At 59.1% G+C, this 19,296-nt stretch carries 17 protein-coding genes; 8 read left to right on the plus strand and 9 right to left on the minus strand.

Annotated elements, in window-relative coordinates:
- Nucleotides 1-30: 30 nt before the first annotated feature.
- Nucleotides 31-963 (minus strand): histone deacetylase family protein, encoded by a 933-nt coding sequence (locus FHR98_RS06860; protein WP_183415910.1) that lies wholly within the window; start codon nt 961-963, stop codon nt 31-33.
- Nucleotides 964-1,100: 137 nt separating this feature from the next.
- Between FHR98_RS06860 and FHR98_RS06865 the strand changes: the two genes are divergently transcribed.
- The gene (locus FHR98_RS06865; RefSeq protein WP_183415911.1) at nt 1,101-2,309 is read left to right on the plus strand and encodes an efflux RND transporter periplasmic adaptor subunit; all 1,209 of its coding nucleotides are present in this window, start codon (nt 1,101-1,103) and stop codon (nt 2,307-2,309) included.
- Nucleotides 2,306-5,533: an efflux RND transporter permease subunit gene (locus FHR98_RS06870; protein ID WP_183415912.1), complete on the plus strand. Its 3,228-nt coding sequence runs from the start codon at nt 2,306-2,308 to the stop codon at nt 5,531-5,533. Before FHR98_RS06865 ends, FHR98_RS06870 begins: the two co-directional genes overlap by 4 nt.
- Before the next feature lies 1 nt (nt 5,534).
- On the opposite strand, the gene FHR98_RS06875 is transcribed toward FHR98_RS06870, so the two are convergent.
- Nucleotides 5,535-5,777, minus strand: coding sequence for a sulfurtransferase TusA family protein (locus FHR98_RS06875; protein ID WP_322091223.1), 243 nt, complete (start codon nt 5,775-5,777; stop codon nt 5,535-5,537).
- Between the two features lie 93 nt (nt 5,778-5,870).
- Entirely contained in the window at nt 5,871-6,281 is a 411-nt protein-coding gene (locus tag FHR98_RS06880) for a DUF423 domain-containing protein (RefSeq protein ID WP_183415913.1), read from the minus strand.
- Nucleotides 6,282-6,367: 86 nt separating this feature from the next.
- On the opposite strand from FHR98_RS06880, the gene FHR98_RS06885 reads away from it, so the two are divergent.
- A complete protein-coding gene (locus FHR98_RS06885) occupies nt 6,368-7,162 on the plus strand; it encodes an enoyl-CoA hydratase-related protein (RefSeq protein WP_183415914.1) in 795 nt (264 codons plus the stop codon).
- A 42-nt stretch (nt 7,163-7,204) separates the two neighbouring features.
- Here FHR98_RS06885 and FHR98_RS06890 read toward each other — a convergent pair whose 3' ends face one another.
- Together FHR98_RS06890 and FHR98_RS06895 are read right to left on the minus strand one after the other, a co-directional pair.
- Complete coding sequence (locus FHR98_RS06890; protein ID WP_183415915.1) at nt 7,205-7,705, minus strand: hypothetical protein; 501 nt, start codon at nt 7,703-7,705, stop codon at nt 7,205-7,207.
- A 115-nt stretch (nt 7,706-7,820) separates the two neighbouring features.
- Nucleotides 7,821-8,546, minus strand: a complete 726-nt coding sequence (locus FHR98_RS06895; RefSeq protein ID WP_183415916.1) for an SAM hydrolase/SAM-dependent halogenase family protein — start codon at nt 8,544-8,546, stop codon at nt 7,821-7,823.
- Nucleotides 8,547-8,674: 128 nt separating this feature from the next.
- Between FHR98_RS06895 and FHR98_RS06900 the strand changes: the two genes are divergently transcribed.
- On the plus strand, nt 8,675-9,148 hold the full coding sequence (locus tag FHR98_RS06900; protein ID WP_183415917.1) for a GcrA family cell cycle regulator: 474 nt from the start codon (nt 8,675-8,677) through the stop codon (nt 9,146-9,148).
- A gap of 30 nt (nt 9,149-9,178) precedes the next feature.
- Here FHR98_RS06900 and FHR98_RS06905 read toward each other — a convergent pair whose 3' ends face one another.
- Together FHR98_RS06905 and FHR98_RS06910 are read right to left on the minus strand one after the other, a co-directional pair.
- Nucleotides 9,179-10,690, minus strand: coding sequence for a gamma-glutamyltransferase (locus tag FHR98_RS06905; protein ID WP_183415918.1), 1,512 nt, complete (start codon nt 10,688-10,690; stop codon nt 9,179-9,181).
- Between the two features lie 287 nt (nt 10,691-10,977).
- The gene (locus tag FHR98_RS06910) at nt 10,978-12,378 is read right to left on the minus strand and encodes an amidase (protein WP_183415919.1); all 1,401 of its coding nucleotides are present in this window, start codon (nt 12,376-12,378) and stop codon (nt 10,978-10,980) included.
- 129 nt (nt 12,379-12,507) lie between these two features.
- On the opposite strand from FHR98_RS06910, the gene FHR98_RS06915 reads away from it, so the two are divergent.
- Nucleotides 12,508-12,837, plus strand: coding sequence for a hypothetical protein (locus FHR98_RS06915; RefSeq protein WP_183415920.1), 330 nt, complete (start codon nt 12,508-12,510; stop codon nt 12,835-12,837).
- 39 nt (nt 12,838-12,876) lie between these two features.
- On the opposite strand, the gene FHR98_RS06920 is transcribed toward FHR98_RS06915, so the two are convergent.
- The gene (locus FHR98_RS06920; RefSeq protein WP_183415921.1) at nt 12,877-14,826 is read right to left on the minus strand and encodes an ABC transporter substrate-binding protein; all 1,950 of its coding nucleotides are present in this window, start codon (nt 14,824-14,826) and stop codon (nt 12,877-12,879) included.
- Between the two features lie 125 nt (nt 14,827-14,951).
- Nucleotides 14,952-16,232, minus strand: coding sequence for a nucleotide sugar dehydrogenase (locus FHR98_RS06925; protein WP_183415922.1), 1,281 nt, complete (start codon nt 16,230-16,232; stop codon nt 14,952-14,954).
- 149 nt (nt 16,233-16,381) lie between these two features.
- Between FHR98_RS06925 and FHR98_RS06930 the strand changes: the two genes are divergently transcribed.
- The 3 genes from FHR98_RS06930 to tgt are packed head-to-tail and all read left to right on the plus strand — an operon-like array spanning nt 16,382 to nt 19,285.
- Nucleotides 16,382-17,032, plus strand: a complete 651-nt coding sequence (locus FHR98_RS06930; protein WP_183415923.1) for a hypothetical protein — start codon at nt 16,382-16,384, stop codon at nt 17,030-17,032.
- Between the two features lie 58 nt (nt 17,033-17,090).
- The gene (queA, locus tag FHR98_RS06935) at nt 17,091-18,161 is read left to right on the plus strand and encodes a tRNA preQ1(34) S-adenosylmethionine ribosyltransferase-isomerase QueA (protein WP_183415924.1); all 1,071 of its coding nucleotides are present in this window, start codon (nt 17,091-17,093) and stop codon (nt 18,159-18,161) included.
- Nucleotides 18,158-19,285 carry a tRNA guanosine(34) transglycosylase Tgt gene (gene tgt / locus FHR98_RS06940; RefSeq protein WP_183415925.1) on the plus strand — a complete coding sequence of 376 codons (1,128 nt, stop codon included), beginning with the start codon at nt 18,158-18,160 and terminating at the stop codon, nt 19,283-19,285. Before queA ends, tgt begins: the two co-directional genes overlap by 4 nt.
- Nucleotides 19,286-19,296 lie beyond the last annotated feature (11 nt).

The following is a 19,296-nucleotide window of genomic DNA, read 5'->3' on the forward strand; positions in this document are numbered from 1 at the left end:
GCCCTCGTGGGCAGCAATGATGTCATGACCTCACGCGTTCATCAGCGCCTTCACATGAGCCGCCGCAGACCGTGCGAGCGATTCCAGATCGTAACCGCCTTCCAGCGTCGAGACTACCCGTCCGCCACAAACCTGATCCGCTATCGCAGCGATTTCACACGTCACCCAGGAGAAGTCATCCTCATGCAGGCACAAGGATGCCAAGGGGTCGTCGGTGTGCGCATCGAATCCCGCCGATATCAGGATAAAATCCGGATTGAAACGCGTCAGACGAGGAAAAACGGAATCGTTCATCGCCTGACGAAATTGTTGCGATCCGGCCATGGGTGGCAAGGGCAGATTCACAATGTTGTGGTTGCACCCGCTTTCGGTAGCGGCACCTGTTCCCGGATAAAGCGGCATTTGATGCGTCGAGAACAGCATCAAATCGGGATCGTCCCAGAAAATGTCCTGTGTGCCGTTTCCGTGATGCACATCGAAATCGACCACTGCAACCCGCCGGCAGCCGTGTACGACACGGGCATGGAGCGCACCGATCGCGACGTTGTTAAAAAGGCAGAAACCCATTGCCGTCTGGCGTTCGGCATGGTGCCCCGGCGGCCGCACGGCGCAAAAGGCATTGCGCGCCTCCTCTGCCACGACCGCATCAACCGCCGCCGCCAAAGCCCCGGCCGCACGCAATGCGGCCTCGCCAGACCCAGGTGATACCAGCGTATCGCCGCCATCCAAAGCGCGCAGTCCTCGCTTGGGCAAATCGGCAAAAATTCTCGCGACATACTCCGCAGAATGCGCAAGCTCCAACGTTTTCCGTTCCGCAAGTGGCGCGTCGCGCCGAACCAGCACCTCGAAGCCAGGCTCTTCCAATGCAGCAATAACAGCGTCCAAGCGAGCGGGACTCTCCGGGTGCATCGTCCCGGTATCATGTGCCAAACAGGCCTGGTGGCTGTATAGCAACGTTGTCATTTGACTTACCTTTCGCCCTTCTGCTCACCTATAACCGCGGCTCCGGCGGTGCAATTGAAAACTGGCGTTAATGATAGACTTCTGTAACGATCTCCCGTTCCTCAAACCATGATTGAGAGCAAAAGGACATTGGTCCAGTGAAAGCTGATCGAAAGGCTGCGTGTGTTAGCTGGCTGCAGCGCGCGCCGATGGTTGTGACAGGGCTGTTTCTTGCCGCCTCAATGGCCATCCTACCCGCAGCAACTCAGGCTCAGGGGCAGCAAGCCATGGCCGTGCGCGTGGATGCCGTCCGCAGCACGCTCCTGTCGCAGAAAGTTCCGGTTCTGGGGCGCCTTGTCCCCAGACAGGCCGGCGTGGTTGCCGCTCGCACCTCCGGTGCAATCGAGCGATTTGTCGTGGAGGTTGGCGATCGCCTGAATGCAGGCGATCCAATCGCCCATTTAGACGAGGAGCGTTTGAAGGCCATCCGCGATGACGCCGCGGCGGCGTTGGACAACGCCAAGGCAAACCTCCAAGTGCGTGATGCGGAGCTCAACCTGGAACGGCAGAACCTGAAGCGGATCGAAGGGCTCAAAGGGTCCTCGGCTTTCAGCGGCGCACGCTTTGAAGACCAATTGCAAACCGTCAATGCCGCTACCGCACGCATTACCGTGGCCAAGGCCCTGGTTAACCGCGCGCAGTCTGCTTTGACGCTCGCCGAGATCGATCTTCGCTATACAACGGTCGCAGCCCCTTACGACGGTGTTGTGACACAGCGGCTGACGGAAACCGGCGCTTTCGTAAGCTTGGGAGACCCGGTGGTGCGCATGATCGCCGACAGCGATCTGGAAGTCGAAGCCGATGTTCCGGCGAATCGGCTGGCTGGCCTGACCCCCGGCAGCACCGTCGAAATCACCTTGGACAGTGGCACGCACCGATACACGGCGCGTGTCCGCGCGATCGTGCCTTCGGAAAATCCGTTAACGCGGACACGACCGGTACGCTTCGTGCCAGATCTGTCGGGTAATGGCGCCAACCTGGCCGCCGAGCAATCCGTCACGGTCCTGGTCCCGGTTAGCGCCCCCAGGGAGGTGATGACGGTACATAAGGACGCGATTCTCCGTCGGGGTGATGGAACGACCGTTTTCGTGATCGTCGATGGAAAGGCAGAGGTCCGCGAAGTGACGCTTGGAGAAGCAAGCGGCGCCCGTTTCGAAGTGATCAGCGGCTTGGAAGACGGCGAGCAGGCCGTGATACGCGGCAACGAGCGATTGCGTCCAGGCCAGGAAGTTCAGGTTCTAAACGGCCAGGCGGCCCCGGCTGATTCTACGCCTTCGAGTCAGCCAAAGCAGGAGCCGCAGGGATGAACCTGATTCGCGGCGCTATCGAGAGGCCCATCGCCGTCATTGCCGTGGTCTTGATGGTGGTGCTCTTCGGGATGGTGGCGCTTCAGGCCATTCCCATCCAATTGGCGCCGGATGTGCGGCAACCGACGATTACTATCGAGACAACATGGGCCGGAGCCGCGCCGGCGGAAATCGAACGTGAGATCGTCGTCGAACAGGAGGATGTCCTCAAGGGGCTGGAGGGGCTGGAGGAGATTACCTCTCGGGCCGAGACCGGCCGCGCTCGTGTCACTCTCGAGTTTGCAGTCGGCACGAATATGGATCGTGCCTTGCTGTTGACCGCCAACAGGCTGGACCGGGTGCCTAGCTATCCCGATGAGGCCGACGAGCCGACGCTGGACACCTCCGGCTCGGAAGACAATCCCATTGCATGGTTTGTCGTCACGCGTCTACCAGGCGTTGAGCAGCCGATACACACCTTCGGCGACTTCGTCGAAGATGTCATAGCCGAGCGCATCGAACGGGTCCCCGGTGTTGCGAAAGTCAACTACTTCGGCGGATCGGAAAGGGAAATCCAGGTTGTTGTGGAGCCCGAGCGGATGGCCCGCTATGGCCTGACAGTTACCCGGATAATAGAAGCACTGCGGCGCGCCAACACCAATACCTCGGCCGGAGACGTGGAAGAAGGCAAGCGCCGCTACGTGGTGCGGACCGAAGGCGAGCTCGACAGCCTGGAAGCGGTTCGTTCCGTGGTTGTACGCTCCTTCGAGGACGCTGCAACCGGCCGGCTGGCGCGCGTGACAATTGGTGATATCGCCAAGGTTGCTTTCTCATACAAAGAACCCACGGCGACGATCCGCCAACTCGGACAATCCACCATCGCATTCAACGCCGTTCGCGACACCGGCGCCAACGTCATCGAGACGATGCGCGGCATTCGTGAAGCGTTGGACGACCTCAATGCCTTCGTCGTGCCGAATGCCGGACTGCAGGTCAATCAGGTTTACGATGAAACCGTCTACATCAACTCAGCCATCGATCTGGTCGAACAGAACATCTATATCGGCGGTTCATTGGCTGCAATTCTGTTGCTGCTGTTCCTTCGCTCATTCCGCGCAACCCTGGTCATCTCCCTGGCCATTCCTGTATCGGTCATCGGCGCGTTCGTCGCCATGGCCGCGCTCGGTCGTTCCATCAACGTTATCTCACTGGCCGGGCTGGCATTTTCCGTAGGCATGGTGGTCGACGCCGCCATTGTCGTGCTGGAGAACATCTACCGCCTGCGCGAACGCGGATACAGCGCCAGAGAGGCCGCATTTATCGGCGCGAATCAGGTTTGGGGAGCCGTGCTCGTATCTGCTCTCACGACGGTAATGGTTTTCATCCCGATTCTGATCATGGAATTGGAAGTCGGGCAGCTTTTCCGGGACATCGCGGTTGCAATTTCGGTTTCGGTCCTACTATCGCTGCTGGTCTCGGTCACGGTGATACCGGCCCTCTCCAGCAAGCTCTTCGGATTGACCAGTGATCGTGACAAGGAACGCTCGCTAACCAAAATTCGACTGCCAATCATCGATGATCTGGCTCAAGTGTTCGTGCGCTTCGTCCTTGGCTTCCTGTCCGTCGTCGTGCGGCGCAAAATTGTTGCATTCCTGGTGGTAGGGACGGTTACCTGTGCTGCCGCCTTCAGCGCTTGGGTTTTCCTTCCCAAACTGGAATACCTGCCGGAGGGCAACCGTAACCTGGTGTTTGGCGTCATTGTACCGCCACCCGGATACAATCTGCCAACCATGGCCGAGATCGCCGGCAAGATTGAACAGGAAATCAAACCCCTTTGGGTCACCGAATCAGGACCGGAGCGGGAGCTCGGCGGGCCTCCGAAGATCGAGCGCTTCTTCTTCGTAGCAACGCGCGGAAACACTTTCTTAGGCGCCATTTCCGCCGAATCACAAAAGGCTGCGGAGTTGATACCGGTCCTCCAGCAACACGCGTTCGTGGAGCCCGGCACATTCGGGTTCATCAGCCAGCCCTCTATTTTCGGACGCGGCATCGGTTCCGGGCGCAAGATTGATCTCGATATCCGTGGGCCCGATTTGGAGGAGATCGTTGGTGTAGCACAGGAGGCCTTTGGCAGGGCGCAAGCCGTGCTGCCGCGCGAGGTCGGAAATCAGTACCGCCCGAATCCGGGTCTCGAATTAGGCGCGCCGGAACTGCGCGTTCTGCCAGATCGCATTCGGCTTGCCGACAACGGTGTCACTGCACAGGAACTGGCCGACACGATCGACGCCTTCAACGACGGCTTGCGCGTCGTTGAAGTCACGGTCGGGACACAGCAGTTGGACCTGACATTGCGTGGCCCGGAATCGGAGATCACGGAAACACAAGGCATTGCCAATCTTCCTGTCGTGACGCAAATCGGCCAGATAATTCCCGCCGGATCCCTGGCAAAGGTTGAGTTGACGTCTGGCCCGACGGAAATTCGGCATCGTGACCGACTCCGCACCATCACACTGGAGATTCGCCCCATCGCTCAACTTCCCTTGGAGCAGGCGGTCGAGATACTGCAGGAAAAAGTGATTGGTCCCATGATCGCGGAGGGCCTGCCGCCTGGAATGTCCATGACCATTTCCGGCACGGCCGACAAACTCAGTGAAACCTGGGACGCCATGGTGCTGGATCTGCTCCTTGCCATCGTCATCGTCTATCTGGTGATGGCGGTTCTGTTCGAGAGCTTTATTTATCCATTGATCATTCTGCTCGCCGTACCGCTCGCTGCGGCCGGTGGCATTGGTGGGTTGGCAGCGCTGAACACCTATGTTTACCAGCCGATGGACATGTTGACGCTGTTAGGCTTCGTGATCCTGATCGGTATCGTCGTCAACAATGCCATTCTGATCGTCCATCAAACGCTGTTCCATGTTCGCGAGGAGGGCCTGGAGGCGACAGCCGCCATTCTTGAGGCAACCCGCAACCGTATCCGACCGATCTTCATGTCGACCCTGACATCGGTTTTTGGAATGTTGCCTCTGGTGCTGTTTCCAGGCGCGGGGTCCGAACTTTATCGGGGGCTCGGGTCGGTGGTGCTGGGTGGGCTGTCGCTATCGGCCCTGCTGACGCTGCTGATTATACCGCCGATGCTGACCTTCCTGGTCGGGCCACTGGAGAACAGGAAACTCAAGAAATCCGACGCTCAGAAGGTTCAAGGTCAAACAGGTGAGGCCGTTCTGCAGCCCGCGGGGGAATAGATCAGGCTTTCTTGCGCAAAAGAAAGCGATACAGCCCCTGTTCTTCTGCGCTTTCCAACAAGTGATCTCCCGTCGTCCGGCAGAACGCCTGAAAGTCCTCCACCGCGCTCGGGTCAGTCGCCAGGACTCGCAACAATCCGCCGGGCGGAATCGCTTTCATCGCCTTCCTTGCTTTGAGAACCGGCAGGGGACACTTCAACCCACGCGCATCCAGTTCCTGGTCGATCTTTTGCGTGTCACTCACTTTCGGCAATCCCTTTCGATACTTGGCCAGCCTTTGACATAGTCATTGACCAAAAGCTGATATAGCAGTCTTGCCGCGCGCGCTCAAAGATACCTAATTGCGCAGGCGCATCAGCCCCGCTCCCGCCAGCGACAGCCAGGAGAGCAGAAGTAAGCTACCGCCCAGTGGCGTCACCCAAACCAGGAAATGCGGTCCCCCTATCGCCAGAACCGCCAGAGACCCGGAAAACGCGAGCCCACCGGCGACCATGCCCCATCCGGAAAACAACAGTAATCGGCCAACCTGCCGCTGTGGGCCTGACAAGAGCGCGGCTAGCGCAACCAGGACCGCCGCATGAACCAGCCAGTACTGTGACGCGGTTGCAAGCCAATCCATGGCCTCCGACGTCAAGGATCCCCTCAGGGCATGCGCAGCAAAAGCTCCGGACGCCACGCCCAGAAAACCAAAGACGGCCCCGGCAATCAGAAAACCGCTACCTTTCGCCGTTTCGCTTTGTCGCTGCATCCGCCTTCTGTACCCTTTTTGAAAGAACCAAATCAACGCACAAGAGTTCAAGCGACTAACCGTTTACGCAGTGGAAGGTAATCGAGATGGCATTTGATACAATCCTTTTCCAGCAAGCGTCCGGCATCGCGCGCATTCGCCTCAACAGGCCCGACAAGTTGAACGCTATCACACGCGAGATGCTGAGCGAACTGGATGCAGCCTTTCGCACCGTCGAAGGCGACAGCAACATCCGCGTGGCGATTCTGGGTGGTGAAGGCCGCGCGTTTTGTGCCGGACAAGACCTGGGTGAAGCCGCTCTGCTTCAAGAGGGCGACATTGCCGAAGCCGTCGCACTTTCCCTCGACCGCTTCTACCACCCTCTCCTTCAGCGCATCCGCAATCTGCGCAAGCCGGTGATTGCCGAGGTCGGCGGTATTGCCGCTGGAGCCGGATGCAGCCTTGCATTGACCTGCGACCTCGTGCTGGCTGGAGAGAGTGCGAGTTTTCTGCAGGCTTTTGCGCGAATTGGCCTAATTCCGGACTGCGGAAGCAGTTGGATTCTACCGCGTTTAATCGGCGAGGCCCGCGCCAGGGCGATGATGCTGACCGCCGAGCCGGTTGACGCCGCAACCGCGCAATCCTGGGGCATGATCCACGGTTGCGTGCCGGACGAGACTTTGAGGTCCGCCACCGATGACTTGGCAGAACGGCTGGCAAATGGACCAACGGCCAGCTTCGGTCGCATAAAGCAGGCGCTCGCACGCAGCTATGATCAAGGCTACGGCGAGCAGTTGGACCTGGAGTGCGCTCTTCAGGCAGAGGCAGCGCGCGGCGAGGATTTCGCCGAAGGCGTGACAGCCTTCAAGGAAAAACGCCCGCCGCTATTCAAGGGCCGCTAGAAAGGAGCCAATGAAGAAGAGCTGTTCGTGAAGGTACGGCACCTAGACCTTCAAGACTTCCCGCAACACCTTGGCGGTCGGAAGCGCCACGAAATACTCCCCATCGATGATGGTCGTATCACCCTCATCCCATTTCGTTTTGTCGAAGTCCCAGGCAAAAAGCTGTGCCTTCTTGTCCGGGTCGTCGATAATCCGGCGCAGCTTGCGCGTAACGAGATTCTGAAACTGGGAGATGGTGCTGAGATGCTTGTCACCAGTGATCTTTGTCAGGGCTTTCATGCCAGCACGACCTTTGGCGTTTGCAAAGGCGCGCAGAATATCCTTCTGCTTCTCGCTCAAGCCATGAACCAGCTTCGCGGCCTGGTCGTGGTCCAGGACCACAGGCTCACGCCACCGCAAGCCCGGTGTTTCCCGGCGAGCCGGCACGGGTACCGGTGAGACATTCTTGCTGGCTGGACGAGTCCCGGAAAACACAGCCAGGATTTCATCCCGTGTCCCTTCGGACAGACGGCGAAAGTCAGTGCTATCGATAACAATCTGCATGGTTTGCCCCTTTCCCAAAAGGCCACTAGGCCCCTCCAGAATGCGCACCCTAAGCTGGTGCCTGGGCATTAACTTGTCTTGCGGCGACGAGTCTGCCTCAGCAAACGGCTTGCTCTCAGGAAAGCGTTACGCCGCTACCAACCTGCATCCCTAAGAGCTCAGCGGCCGACCCTTGGTTGACGGCAATCTCAACGAGGCCCAGAGAATTAAAGTACCAGAAGATGGCCCCTTCTTGCACCTCGTCAAAAGTGCGGGCACGTGAAATTTTCCGTCGACCCACCTTGAGCACCCGTACGCCCTCCATCATGGCGTCATCGAGCCCGGTCATCAGGTTGCCAAATCCGTCGATATAAATGATGCGAGCGGGGTCGGCGGGGTCATCCCAACCAACCAAACTGTCGCTCGCTATCTGTCGCTGCTTGATGGGCTTCCCGGCGATCTGCGAGGCTAGCGCCGGCGCAAAGATGTCGCGTCCATGAAATGAACTCGACAATCGCTTTGGCCGCCAAAGTATCTCGTGGCAGCGCAGTGATCGCGCCGCGCGCGCAACTTCCACCAACAAACCATTGTCAGGCCCGCTGAAAAACCGTCCGTCGGCCTCCATCAGCAACGGCCGCCGGGCGCCTCCCACGCCAGGATCGACGACGCAGACAAGACTCGATCCGACCGGTACGTCCTCCAGGAGATGCGCCAGCAATTGTCCGGCTTCGATCGGACGGAAGCGCGGTGCATCGTGCATCAGATCGACAACCGGTTGCCCAGGCAAACGCTTTGCCAACACCGCTTTGATCTGGCCGACGTAAGGGCCTTCCACTCCAAAGTCCGTAAACAGCAAAATCATGGCGCCCATTCTATCCACAGGAAATCCCTTCGCGCGACTCGACTCCCTGATAGACACTCAATATCGTGGATGTAGAAGCAGGATACTACTAGATATAGTCAGAAACTACCCGATTGGAGGAGCGAACCATGTCCTGGACAGACGAGCGAATTAGCGAGCTGACACGCCTTTGGGAACAGGGATTGAGCGCTTCTGAGATTGGTAAAACGCTTGGTGTTTCAAAAAACGCCGTCGTTGGCAAAGCGCATCGGTTAAACCTACCCGCGCGTCCATCGCCTATCAAGCGCGGCGGCAGCACAAAACCCCGCACGACCAAGCCGATGATCAAAACACCTGATCGTATCGGTAAGATGGAGTGTCGTCCTGCGACACCGGTTGCTGCCCAAACCCACAGCCACGAACCTCGCGTGGCCCGTCCCGCGCTCAAGAAGCGCTCCGTGGTGAAGAGCGCCAACTCCGCCTGCCTATGGCCGATTGGTGACCCTGGCGAGAATGATTTCCATTTCTGCGGCGAACCGGCGGTCTCGGGCAAGCCCTACTGCCAGGAACATTGCGCACGCGCCTACATCACCAAGACCCGCGACGAGTCAAAAGCTGCCTGATCTTTGTCAGGTGCAAAGGCCGCGGCCTTGCTAAAGAATTAGGGAAACGCCTGCGCGACGGGCGTCGGCGGCGGCCTGAAAAGGGCCGCCGCTTTTGTATTCGACGGCATGCACGCCGCCAAAGAACATGTTGGCCTCGGGCCAGGGTTCAAGTTCAAATTGCGCGGCAAGGTCGGAGATTTGCCGCTCGGAAACGGCTCCCGGTTCGTGCGACAAGCGCGTGCCCTCCACATGCAAGCGTGGTGCAGCGACGGCCTCCGCCAGCGTACAGCCGTGGGTTAGGCGGTTTCTCAACACCTGCAAGATCGCCGTTCTCAGCCGATTTGATCCCCCCGAACCCAACGCTATTCGACGATCACCATCAAGCATGGCTACGGTCGGCGACATCATAGAGATCATTCGGCTGTCCGGAGTCCAACGATGAAAACCCCTAGGATTGAGGTCTTCTTCGCCGAGCATGTTGTTGATGTGAATCCCGGTGCCCGGGATCATGTATCCACATCCCTCGCCATTGGATAGCGTGACCGCTGCCAGGTTGCCTTTCGAGTCAACAATGCTCAGATGCGTCGTTCCACGCGCCGTTGCACTGCGATTTAAGATCGCCTTCCGATAACGCATCACAGTTTCGGGCGATAGAAGGTGACCCATGGCACGCGTCTCTTCCACCTCGTTTTCGGCCAGGGCTAGACCGGAATCAATGCGAGCCTTGTTCGTCGCGGCCATAACCTGCGCCAGTAACAATGCGGTATCGTCGGTATCGCCAAGCGCTTCGAGCAAGCCGAGGGCAAAGGCAATCAAAAGCCCACCCGATGACGGCGGTGGCGCGGTCCAGATGCGGGCCCGGGCGAACGAGGCCGCCAGCGCAGGTTGCCGCTGTACGGCGTAGCCCCGCAGGTCGTCCATCGTCAGATGGCCGCCGCACTCACGCGCCAACAACGCGAGACGGGCGCCTATTTCGCCGCGGTAAAACAAGGCCTCCCCTTCGCAGGCAAGGCCGTCCAACGTATCCGCGAGCGCGGGCTGCCGCAGTGGTTCTGTTTCTGAAAACCCGTCGATCAATGCCGCGGTCCCGGGCGTATATCGCCAGATACCTTCGACAATGCCAAAAGCATAACCTTCAAACGGACGCCATGCGACACCATCCCTTGCGGCTTTAATGGCCGGGGCCAGAAGATCGCTCATCGGCAGGCTTCCAAGGTCCCGCTGCACCGCAAACAGGCCGGCCGGGATCCCCGGTGTCGCCGCGGCTCCCATTCCGGCATGAAATGTCTGCACGGCGGGTCCAAAATCACAAGCAATAGGGGCAAAGTCGAGCACAGCCGCCGGGCGCTTTCGCTTAGGCGTCTGAACAAAGAAATCGTATACTTGCGGCGCGCCATCTACCGCCATCGCGGTCAGAAAGCCGCCGCCACCCAGGGACGCCAGCACCGGTTCGGCAACACAGGCGGCAGCGACACCGGCGACAGCGGCATCGAATGCGTTACCACCCGCTGACAGCATTTCGGCAGCGGCCGCCGCCGTAACCGGGTGCCCGGCGGCCACGGCGCCGCGCCCTCCTTGGTCAAGACCTGATGTTCCCCGCCCCAATGCCATGTCTGCTTGATGCCACGGCACCCGCAGTGAGGCAAAGAAAATGACAAAAAAAGAGGCGAAAAGCTTGATAGCTTCTCGCCTCGAGTTGAACCCTGGGGGGCCAGGGTGAAGGATAACAGGTCCGAAAACCCGGAGCGCCAGGTTCAAATCAGCGCTCTGAACTCACCGAAATAGACTGCCGGAGCAGTCTCTTTCTTGCACGGTAATCTTGCATAATACAATAAACGACACAAGACCTAATTCATCGACGGAAGTTCCGGGAAACCGTAATTTCTTTCGTAATTCCAGGCAGATCGCAAAATTCTGCCCTCCTGGTAAAGTGGACCTACTATCTGCAATCCCACCGGTAATCCGTTACTTGCAACCCCACAAGGCAAGCTAGCGGCAGGTTGTCGCGTCAGGTTGAAAGGATAGGAGAAAGGAGTCCAGTCGATCCAGTATCGCATCCCGGATTTCGGCGGAACGTCATGCCCGGCATCAAAGGCCGTAATCGGCAAGCTCGGAGTCAGCAGCAGGTCATATTGCTCGTGAAACTGACGCACGGCGCTGCCCATCTCGTTGCGTGCTTTTTCAGCCGCTTGGAAGTCAGCCAAGCTAAGCTTCATCCCCTCTTCCGCGATCGCCCGCAGCCCCGGATCGAATAGATCACGATCGACATCGCCCAGTGCCCGGAAAAGCCCAGCGGCGCCTGCCCGCCAGTAGGTCATTATGATGTCGTAAACGTCCTTCATTGGAGGTTCCGCCTGCTCAACCCGACAACCCATCTCCTCGAAGCGAGCAGCGGCCTGGGCGACAAGCGCCGCCACTTCCGGGTCTACGGCGGCGCCATTCAGGGTCGGCGAAAAAGCAATCCGCAACGGCTCTAACGGTTGCCGGGTGCTTTGCAGGTAATCTTCGCCCTCATAAGGCAAGCCGTTGAAGTCGATTGGATCAGGCTTGGCCATGACGGTCAGCGCCCTGGCGGCGTCGGCAACCGTTCGCGTCATGGGACCATGCTGGGTTAGGCCGGAAAACGGGCTGGGCGGAAAGGCGGGCACACGGCCGAAAGTCGGTTTGATCCCGAAAACTCCTGTGAATCCAGCCGGTATGCGGATGGATCCACCCGCGTCCCCGCCCTGGGCTATGGGACCACAACCGCAAGCCGCGGCAACCGCAGCGCCGCCGGACGAACCGCCAGGCGTCTTTTGCGGGTTCCAGGGATTCCGAGTGATGCCAAACCGCGGGCTGTCGGTCAGCCCTTTCCAGCCGAATTCCGGCGTAGTGGTTTTGGCGAAAAAAACCGCGCCCGCTTCGCGCAGTCGCGCGACGACCGGAGAGTCTTGATCCCAAGACCCGTCGGCGGAGGTATGGTGGGACCCCTTCAGTGACGGCCACCCCTTGGTGAGCAATAGATCCTTCAACGGTAGCGGTACGCCGTCCAGCAACCCGAGCGGTTCCCCCTTTGCCCAGCGCGCTTCCGATTCACGGGCCATCCGGCGTCCGCAGTCGGCATCGATGAGGACGAAAGCGTTGAGCGCCGGGTTAATTGACTCCGCCCTCTCAATCACTGCGTCCACGACTTCCACCGGCGAAAACCGGCGACGTCGATATCCTTCGATCAACTCCTCCGCATTGAGATCAACCAGATCCTTCGACATGAAACCTCCAGTCAGGGTTGGGCCGCGCGGCGGCAGCCTAAAGACTTGACCAAGAAGATACTGGCAAGGTCAAGCCCGCCGACCCATGTGATAGACTAGTTTGCACAGCAGGCAGGATGACCAACGCAGATGATACGTTTTACACACAGCCTTCTCGTGGCCGTCGGTCTCGCGCTTTTGATGACCCATCCTGGTCAAACGTCGCAGGCCACCCCTTTCCTTAGCCAACCCGTTGCCGCCGGGTCCGAGGATGGGAAGAGCGCCGAAGAACTAGCCCGCGATGCTGTTGAAAAGCTGATGCAGGCCCTGGAACTGATGTTCCGGGAAATTCCGCAGTACAGCTTGCCGGAGATTAACGAGAACGGCGACATCATCATTCGCCGGATACATCCTGAACCGCCGGCGGAAGAAGCACCCGAAGAAGAGAAACAACCCGAACCGGAGTCTACCGATACCTGACCGGATGGTGTCCGGCGCAAATTGACATTGAACCGACCGTCAACGGTCCATCCAGAAGGTGTCCGTTCGGTAGATGCCAAAATGAGCCCCTGGGTCCCAGTTGTAGATCGCATCGCCCGGTACATTGTGCATCTTGTGCCCCACCACGACCGGCTGCGGAACGCGGGCGACGAGTCCGATGGTAAAGACATGATCCGCATGGATCTGAAGAATTTCCTCCCAGGCTGCACGCTTAGCCGTCAAGGTATCGGCCTCTAACCAGGCGCGATACAGCGCCATCAAACGTTCGCCGACTTCCATGTCAACTGGCACACCCGAGTTACCCTGCGTTTCGAAATACTGACCCCACATAGGCCAATGATAACTGTACTGGTGAACCGGTACGAACTCCTCCGGGCTCATCTCCGGGCCCAGCATCGCGTTTTCATAGCCGTACCAGAGCGTCATCAAGGTTTCGCCCGCAAAGATGCGGTTGCGCAGCACTTCGCGCTGCATCGGGCGTGTAAAAACCTTGATTCCAATTTGGCCCCAGCTATCGCCGATCAACTCCAGCAAATCGCTTTCAAGCGTACTCTCGCCAGCGGTTTCCACGACCAGTTCCATCGGCCGTCCGTCAGGCAACAGCCGAGTGCCATGCCCGTTTCGCTCCGTCAGCCCCATCTCGTCGAGCAACGCATTCGCCTTGTCCAGATCGAACGCGGCCCAGGCTTGCCGGTTCTCTGGGCTATGAAGCGGGCTTCCAGGCAACGCCGATTGGTTTCCAGGATCGCCCAATCCGAAGTAAATCACCTGGTTCAACTCATGGCGATTGACCGCCAGTGACAGGGCCCGTCGGTAACGCGCATCGCGGAAAACCTGCTGCCAAGCCTCATCCTTGGTATTCAGGTTGGGATAGAGCGCATAGTCGGAACCGCGAACAGTCTTCCAAAGTCGAACTTCGTAATTTCCGCGCTCCTCCGACTGCTTCAGAAAGGTGTAATCGTCAAAGCGGAGCCCGCGTGCTTGCAAATCGATGTCTCCCGCGCCGGTCTTGACGGGCACGAGGTCCCCGCTGGTCACCACCATCGAAATGCCATCCAGATAGGGCAGTTGATACCCCCTGGCGTCGACCCGATGGAAATAAGGGTTACGACGCAAGAGGAAGCGTGTTGAGGGTGGCTCGGTACTGTTGTACCAGGGCTGCAAGGTCGGTAACGCGGGATTGTCGAAGCGATATAGATTGTCCGCTCGGTTATGAAGTTGGGCCCAATTCCTGGCGCCCGATTCCTCGATATGCTTTTGCAGCTCGTCGGGGTCCGCGTACTTGATGTGGTACTTCTTCAGGTAATGATAGGGGCGATAGATGAACAGCGGGCTGGCCTGTGCCAAAGCCGGGAGGAAAAACGGGTTCGGCTTATCCCAGCTATAGCGGATCGTTACCTCGTCCAGCACCTCTACTTTGGGCGGTTTGCCATCGACCAGCATCTGTGGCGGCGGCCCGACTGGCGACAACTCTGGATCGTTGGCCACATCTTCCCAGTAATACCTAAAGTCCTCGGTGGTGAAGGGCGCACCGTCAGACCAGCGATGGCCGCGGCGCAAACGGAAGGTGAAGATGCGCTCTTTCTCCACCTCGACGCCTTTTAGGATATCCGGACGGAGTTGCAAGTCCGCGTCATAGCCGACCAGACGGGCGTAGCCATAAACGACCGCCAGACGCACGTCCTTCTCGCGCCCTACAAGCATACGCCAAGTACCGCCCTGACGGCCAAGCTTGGCCGGATCAGTGGGATCAAACACTGCGGGCTCCATGGGGACCCGCTGCTCTATGGGCGGCAGGGTCTTGTCTATCACTGCATGCTGCAGCAGTAGCGTCTCCCGGTATGCAGACGGCGGTGTGCTTTCGTCCAACAACACCAAGTCGGCCGCCGCGCGCAAAGCGACAGGTTGCAAGAAAAGGAAAATTCCCAGAATCGCGGCAAGCCCCCCGGCTTGGCCAACATACCGCATGCCAATCCCTCCTTCCGGCGCAAGCCCCCTGGCGCTCTTGCCTGAAGGATCACCGTCTCGGGTTGGGATTGTGGCGCAGTGCCGCCCGCAATACCAGCCTTTAGCAAGTGAAAACCCGGCGTTGCTCACAGGCTCCAGTAGCAGCGGTCCCGGGGAATTGCCGCGCGATCAAGAACCGCACGGATATCGACGATTACACCGCCTGGGCGAGTCCGGGCCGAAAGTCCAGCGCTGCCTTCTGTTATGTACGCCTCATGCGGCACGGCCAGGACCAAGGCGTCCAAATTCTTCAAGGTTGAGAGGCTGTCCGGGGCCTGGCCCATTGCCACCGCCGCTTCTGCCGGGTCGGCAAGGGCATCATGCAAATGCAACGACAAACCCTGCGCCCGCAGGGCGCCAACGATGTCCGCAACCCTGCTGTTCCTGAGATCGGGAACATTCTCCTTGAAGGTCAATCCAAGGATTCCGACGCGCGCGCCCACCCGCTCTATTCCTGCCGCTTCCAACAACGCGAGCAGCTTATCTGCCACCACTTGCCCCATTCGACTATTGATCCGACGGCCAGCCAGGATGACCTCCGGATGGTATCCGAGCGCCTCTGCCTTGGCCGTCAAATAGTAAGGATCCACGCCAATGCAGTGGCCACCGACCAAACCCGGCGTGAAAGGTAGAAAATTCCATTTCGTGCGCGCAGCCGCCAAGACGTCACGGGTCGCCAACCCCATACGCTCGCAGATCAAGGCGACTTCGTTCATCAGTGCGATATTGAGGTCGCGTTGAGTGTTTTCGATGACCTTCGCCAGTTCCGCCGCCTTGATCGAGGGTGCGCGATGCACGCCGGCTGTCACGATACTGCCGTAGAGCCCGGCAATTCGCTCCAGACTCGCCGGGTGGTCGGCCGCAACCACTTTGGTGACCGTTTCCAGACGGTGCTCGCGATCACCTGGATTGATCCTTTCGGGCGAGTAACCCAGGTTGAAATCGCGGCCGACCACCAGACCGCTTTCCTTTTCGATCAAGGGGCCGCAGATCTCCTCAGTCACACCGGGATACACCGTCGATTCGAGGATAACCATGCTCCCCGGCTGCACGATTCCGGCAATAAGGCGGCATGCCCCCTCGACGGCTGAAAGGTCAGGATTGCGCGCATCATCAATTGGCGTCGGAACGGTGATGATGAAAACGCTGCAACCGCGAAGATCGGTAATCTCGCTGGTGAACGTCGCACGGCTGGCTCGTAGAGCCTCCGGCTCCGCTTCTCCCGTACTGTCACGACCGGCACGCAGCGCGGCCACACGCGAAGGGTTGATGTCGTAGGCGACGACGTCGTATTGCCTGGCAAAGGCCAACGCGACCGGTAGGCCGACATAGCCAAGACCCAGAATGGCGATTTTTTCTTGCGGCATGATTTCCCCAACGTCGCTGCGCGAGACGCCGGACAGGTACCAAGAAGAGCTTTTCCAGCGACCGGGCGCATCTTCGGTCTTTCACTCTCGCCTTTCAAGGTCGCGAAGAGGGCTTGCCCCCAGCAACGTGCCGGATAATTCTGTCGCCCATGCAGTCTATCGACCCACAGACCGATCTACCCAAACACCTGCTGTGCGATCATCGCGCCTTAGTCGGAGCACTGGCGCGCGTGCAACAGGAAGATGGTGCGTCTCTGCCGCTTCTGGAACAGGCGGCCTGCGGACAGTATCTGAAGGCCTGTGACGCCCTGTCCTATCGTCCTGCACGGCCGGTTGTGGGTTCCGGCGACAAGGAAGTGCACCAGGATTTCGCTGTCTGCATGGATATAGCGGCAACAAGTCCCCTGCGAACCTTGGCGACGCAACTGCAAGCTGCCCTGCTCGCGGCTGCCTTTGAATCGCACCCCCCGTTATTGGATTCGCGGTTCCACTTCAACGATTTCATCGTCCAGGCCTACCCCCGTAATTCACGCGGCATCACGCCGCATGTGGACCATATTCGCTATCAAGGATTGGTCGCGATTATCGTTTTCTCGGGTCAAGGCGATTTTGCGCTTTGCGATGATCGCTCGGGCCGGAACACCCGGCACCTTCCAGCCGGACCGGGCGATCTGTTGCTGATGCGCGCGCCTGGATTTGCCGCCAGTACGAAACGACCTTTCCACCAGTTGACCAACGTGCGCTCCGATCGCGTCATTCTCGGCTTGCGCTGGGATACGCGAGAGGGCGAGCCCTGGTGAATCCAATCCTTTCGGTTGGTCTAGGCAAGCCCGGCGGAAGCTGGTAGGAACCCGCCCCATGCACATAGAAGACTTCGATTTTGAATTACCGCGGGAGCTCATTGCTCAGCGGCCGGCCCAACCTCGAGAATCCGCGAGGCTGCTCGAAGTTTGCCCAAACGCCGGGTTGGCCGATCGGCGAATCGCCGATCTACCCGAATGCCTGCGCCCCGGCGACCTTTTGGTTTTCAACGACACCAAGGTTATTCCGGCACGCCTTTACGGACGACGCAATGAGGCGAAAGTTGAGGTGCTGCTCCACAAGCCCCTTTCGCCATCGGAGAATGATGTCGATGACCAGCGGCTTTGCTGGGCGGCTTTTGCGCGCCCTGCGAAGCGTCTGCGCCCAGGCGAACGTATTACCTTCGCAGAAGGTTTCACTGCCGATATCCTTCAAAAGCGCGAGGGCGGAGAACTCATCCTCGCATTCTCGATGACCTCGGAAGATCTTTCGCAGGCTTTAAACCAATACGGCGAGGCCCCGCTCCCGCCCTATATCGACAGACCGCAGGGCGCGGACGAACAAGATAGGCATGACTATCAGACGATTTTTGCCGAGCGGGAAGGTGCTGTTGCCGCACCGACAGCAGGTTTGCATTTCACGCAAGACCTCCTGGCCAAACTTGATGAGCGCGGGATTGAACGTTGCGGCGTCACGTTACATGTCGGCGCTGGCACCTTCCTTCCGGTAAAGGCGTCGGTTGTCGATGAGCACCGCATGCACAGCGAATGGGGCGAGATAAGCCCCGCCGCGGCAAGGCGGATTAGCAACGCAAAAGAAGCCGGGCGGCGCATCGTGGCGGTCGGCACGACGTCCTTGCGAATTCTGGAGACAGCAGCGGCGACCAGCGGCACGGTTGAAGCTTTCTCCGGTGATACCGATCTGTTCATCCTGCCCGGCTTTCGGTTTCAAGCGGTCGATATTCTGATCACTAACTTTCATCTGCCTCGCTCCACGCTGTTCATGCTGGTTTCGGCCTTTGCCGGTTTGGACAGAATGCAGCAAGCTTACCGTCATGCCATTGCGCAGAACTATCGCTTCTATTCCTATGGCGATGCCTGCCTCTTGCATCGGGGAGGCGACGCATGAGCGGTCTTGGGTTCCAGGTGAGCATGGTCGATGGAAATGCCCGTCGCGGACAGCTAACCACAGCCCATGGAACCGCGGAGACTCCCGCATTCATGGCCGTTGGAACCGCGGCTACCGTCAAGGGGCTTACCGTCGAGCAGGTGGCCGCCAGCGGCACCGAGATCGTCTTGGGCAACACCTACCATTTGATGCTCCGGCCAAGCGCGGAAAGGATTGCCAGACTGGGAGGACTCCATCGCTTCATGAACTGGCATGGGCCGATCCTGACCGATTCCGGCGGCTATCAGGTCATGTCCCTATCGGCCCTGCGTAAGATCGATGAGAAGGGTGTGACCTTCAGTTCCCACATCGACGGCACCAAACACGCGCTGACACCCGAACGAGCCGTTGAGATTCAGCACCTGCTCGATTCCAACATCACCATGGTGCTGGACGAATGTACCCCGTTCCCTGTCGAGGAGGACGAAGCGGAGCGCTCGATGGAGCGTTCTATGCGTTGGGCCGCCCGTTGCAAGGAAGCCTTCACCGCGCGCGACGGCTATGGCCTTTTCGGGATCGTCCAGGGAAGCGTCTATCCCGCACTGCGCGAGGCTTCTGCAAAAGCCCTGACCGCGATAGGATTTGACGGCTACGCCATCGGCGGGCTGGCCGTTGGAGAAGGTCAGGAGCTAATGCTCTCCACATTGGAAGCAACGGTTCCCTTCCTTCCCCTTGATCGCCCCCGCTACCTGATGGGCGTCGGTAAGCCGTCCGATCTGGTTGCTGCCGTCCTGCGCGGCGTCGATATGTTCGACTGCGTATTGCCAACGCGCTCGGGACGCACGGGCCAAGCCTTCACCCATCGCGGCACGCTCAACATCCGTAACAGCCGACACCAAGACGATCCGCGGCCCTTGGACCAAGACTGCGCATGTCCGACCTGCGGTAATTACTCTCGAGCCTACCTCCACCATCTATTCCGTAATGGCGAGATGCTTGGCCCAATCCTGCTAACCGGGCACAATCTGCATTACTATCAGAGCCTGATGGCCGGATTGCGAAAGGCAATAGAAGACCGAGAAATCCTAGCCTTCGCCGATACCTTCACCCGGACACAGGCTGAAGGCGATATCGCACCGCTTTGAAGGAGCAGGCG

It is taken from the genome of Limibacillus halophilus (assembly GCF_014191775.1).
Taxonomy (GTDB): domain Bacteria; phylum Pseudomonadota; class Alphaproteobacteria; order Kiloniellales; family CECT-8803; genus Limibacillus; species Limibacillus halophilus.